The organism is Spirochaetota bacterium, assembly GCA_026414805.1.
Taxonomy (GTDB): domain Bacteria; phylum Spirochaetota; class UBA4802; order UBA4802; family UB4802; genus UBA4802.
The window spans coordinates 1-3,582 of record JAOAIH010000124.1 but is presented as its reverse complement, the minus strand read 5'-3'; the positions used below and the strand labels follow the sequence as shown (position 1 = coordinate 3,582).

The following is a 3,582-nucleotide window of genomic DNA, read 5'->3' as shown; positions in this document are numbered from 1 at the left end:
AGATATTACTATGCTAACAAATACAAATGAGCATGAAAAAGTAAAAATTGAAAGCAAAAATGACAACCATATTCAGGATAGTGCCGTAAAATTCAGGATTATTGAATCAGCGGAACAAAATGAAAAAAATATAAATTCACCAACAGGTGCTATTGCTCCACATCAATCTTCATCAACTGAATATTCCATAAAACCCGATAAGAAGTTTCAGGACTTTGTTGTTTTATATGAGATAGGTAAAGAAATAGTTAAATCTCACTCACTGAATGAATTATATGATACTGTCCTTTTTTCGGTCATGGGACAAATTGGTTCAGCATCTGCAACCTTACTGATATTGAGTCCTGACGATGAAAATTCTTTAATTGTGGCGGATTCTAGAGGTATAACTATAAAAAATAAAAATATAAGGTTTGATATAACCAAAGGCCTCTTTGGTATTCTTATGCAATCAAAAGGAGTAATTGATATAGAACAATTCAAGCAACACACAGAATACAGGGATGAGTATTATCAATTAATTGCAATTGATGCTCGTTTATTTATCCCCTTACGATATGATTCAAAAGTATTTGGAGCACTGGTTCTTGGTGAAAAAATAACTATTGGTGATTACAGCGAAGAGGAAATTGATTTTATTGAGCGGATTAGCGAGTTTGCAGCCATTGCATATGAAAAAGTCCATAAGATGGAGCAGTTGGAAAATGAACTTCAAAAATCAGTAGAGGACAGAACATTCTGGCAAGAACTTGATAAATATAAACAGAGTTTGCGGCAATATCCCCACAAGGATTATTTTAAAGTTACAACCCATACTATCATGAAAGAAAGTGGCATATTAAGTTATGCAATGTATATAAAAAATAATAGGGATTTAAACTATTCTTTATTGCTCACTGATGAGGATGATATATTACTGCTCAAAGATACGGTAAATACTATTAATAATAATGCTACATTTATTGATTATATATCTTCATTGAATTCGGCATCAATAATTGAAGAGTTTGATAGGAATAAAGCAATCCGGGAAATTTTCACTGAAAGCAACATACGAAAGATGACATTGTTTTGGGTAAATCCATTTAAGGTATCTGATGAACTTCTAGGTTTTTTCTGTGTCTTTAGGTTGCGTGACTATCAGCGAAAAGAAATTCAATTTGAACGATTTAAGGCAATGACTGATGTTTTACTAAGCCACTATTTGTCATTGCAATTGATTGAATCTCAGTATATAAGTTACATAGATATAATATTACCTGTTTTTAACAGAATTAACAAGGAGTTAACTAATGCCAGCAAATTATCAATTCCTTGCACTTTAATTCTTTTTACTATAAAAAATCTAAAACGTTATTATGTAGTTCAGGGATTAGAAAAAACCAAACAATTAATGAATAAAATAGAAGATATAATCACAACTAGACTTTCAGAGGGAGATTTCACTGCTCGCATTGACCGGAATAAATTTTTAATTGTGTTACCCGGTAAAAACAAAAAGTTTGCAGTACCTTTTGCAAATGCATTAAAAAATGAAATAGTACAGCAATTTAGTGACAGGGAACTGCAATTGCTTGTTACGTTCCTTATGGCGGAATTTCCTGAAGATGGCACAGATGTATATTCTCTCCTTGATGCAATTGATTAGTTTACCGCAATAATAAGAGAGGATTTACGGGATTGCTGTTTTTCCTGATTTCAAAGTGAAGGTGAGGGCCTGTGGTCCTCCCTGTATTTCCAGATTTTGCAATTAATTGCCCTGTGGTAACTATCTGCCCTTTTCCAACAAACATCTTATTTAAATGGCCGTATAAAGTAAAGTAATCTCTGCTGTGTTTAATAATAATCAAATTCCCATAACCACCTTTAAAACCACAAAATACCACTACACCATCACGAGAAGCATACACAGGCGAATTCATAGGACATGCAATATCAACACCTGCATGAAATTTATGGATATGGTCTATTGGATCCTTACGGACACCAAAATACGAACTAAGTTTGCCAACGGTAAGAGGGGAAACAAATGCAGTTCCTAGGAATAGCGAGCGGTCTAAATCAGATAAATTGCCACATGGTATAAATATGTATTGTTTATGTTCGTTATTAGATATTCTGTTTACTTTTAAAATGTATTGTACAGGAATATTGTAATTTGTGGCAATACTATTGTAACTTTCGTTTACTGATTTTTCGTAAACAATACCACGCATATTTGGAATATATAAAGTTAGGCCTTTTTTAACATCCGATGGCGCTGATAGTGAGTTGACTGAAACTATAGTATCAAGATCAAGATTTGTTACAGATACTATATCCCAGAATGATTCATCATTCTTCACTGTGTATTTATATATGGTAAGTTCGGGTAATTCTTCAACGGAACGATTGCTTTTAATGATATACAATGATGTTCGAATGTCCTTACGCAGCTTTTGCACAATATCATTGTTTCGGGACAAATTGTTAATAGCCGGTATAGTGGCAGCAGTAATACGACTATTAAATGGTTTAAAAATAAGACATAATATTGCAAAAAGGATAAAAAAATAATTTGCTTTCATATATTTCATATTTTTATATTCTTAAGAGTTTTGTCTTATATATACTATCGGCTGTCATGTTCCAATCTTAATGATTAAATAATTTCCTAACTACATAATAGCACTTCTTTATTAAAGTATGCTCAGAATTTATCTTGCAAAAAAATATTACGTTAATTATTATAGTTTGAAATATAATATAAAAAAAGTAAATAGTATTTATGGGCGAAAGAGAAGAAAAAGCAAGACAAATAGTGCGTTCAATACGGGCCCTTGAAGGGGTATTAAAAACATCACCTGATCCTAAGCAACGTGAACGAGTAAAAAAAGATTTGAAATCACTTAAAGAAAAACTCACTGAGCTATATCCTGATGTGGACCTTGATGAACTCATTGAAGCAATTTTAACCGATGATCTGGTGATTACTCCAACTGGCAAGTCGGAACTTGAATCTTTTGAATATTTAAAAAATATTGAAATTGAAAAAATATCAAATTTTAAAGATGATAATGAAATCAATATTGCTGCTTCAATATTAAAGCATTTTTCCGAAAGACTATGGGGAGTGATAGCCGATCAATACACTAAACTGGATTATTCAAATTCATTGGAAAGAGATTCACTGTATAGAAAACTGGATGAATGCCAGAGGGCCTTGAAAATTTTTCAGCAAACAGTTGATGATATTGAAAAAGCAAGTACAAGTACACACATTTCACAACTTAATCTAATGCGAATGCGGCAAGGAAGACTTTTCTTAATGGATTTGTTTTCTTTTTTTAAAGATGTGAATGATTTTGTAACTAAAATACTTGCAGATACGGAGTTTGGCGGGACTATGGTTTTAAATGCCGATGATAAAATAACCTATGCAAAATATGATATATACAAAACATTTGAAGGATTGACAGTAAAAGAAGCATTAAGGTATCTTAAAGGTTTTGTTCAGGAAGTATTACAAATGATTAGAGTGCCTGATAAAACAAAATTTTAACATTACATGTTGTGGAATTCTTGTACCGGGCTGTATAATAG

The 3,582-nt window shown here is 32.0% G+C and carries 3 protein-coding genes; 2 read left to right on the top strand and 1 reads right to left on the bottom strand.

All coding sequences use genetic code 11. The features are described 5' to 3' along the window. Positions 1-1,648 (top strand): GAF domain-containing protein (locus tag N3F66_14740; protein MCX8125403.1); only part of this gene is annotated, 1,648 nt, incomplete at its 5' end. 1 nt (position 1,649) lies between these two features. Here N3F66_14740 and N3F66_14735 read toward each other — a convergent pair. Then, positions 1,650-2,576 (bottom strand): LysM peptidoglycan-binding domain-containing M23 family metallopeptidase, encoded by a 927-nt coding sequence (locus tag N3F66_14735; GenBank protein MCX8125402.1) that lies wholly within the window; start codon positions 2,574-2,576, stop codon positions 1,650-1,652. A gap of 191 nt (positions 2,577-2,767) precedes the next feature. Here N3F66_14735 and N3F66_14730 point away from each other — a divergent pair, with 191 nt between their 5' ends. Further along, positions 2,768-3,541, top strand: coding sequence for a hypothetical protein (locus tag N3F66_14730; protein MCX8125401.1), 774 nt, complete (start codon positions 2,768-2,770; stop codon positions 3,539-3,541). The last annotated feature ends 41 nt before the right edge of the window (positions 3,542-3,582 follow it).

What these genes read in the sequence shown, in the direction of transcription:
- N3F66_14735 (MCX8125402.1), bottom strand. Translation starts at nt 2,576, where the DNA reads ATGAAATATATGAAAGCAAATTATTTTTTTATCCTTTTTGCAATATTA.
- N3F66_14730 (MCX8125401.1), top strand. Translation starts at nt 2,768, where the DNA reads ATGGGCGAAAGAGAAGAAAAAGCAAGACAAATAGTGCGTTCAATACGG.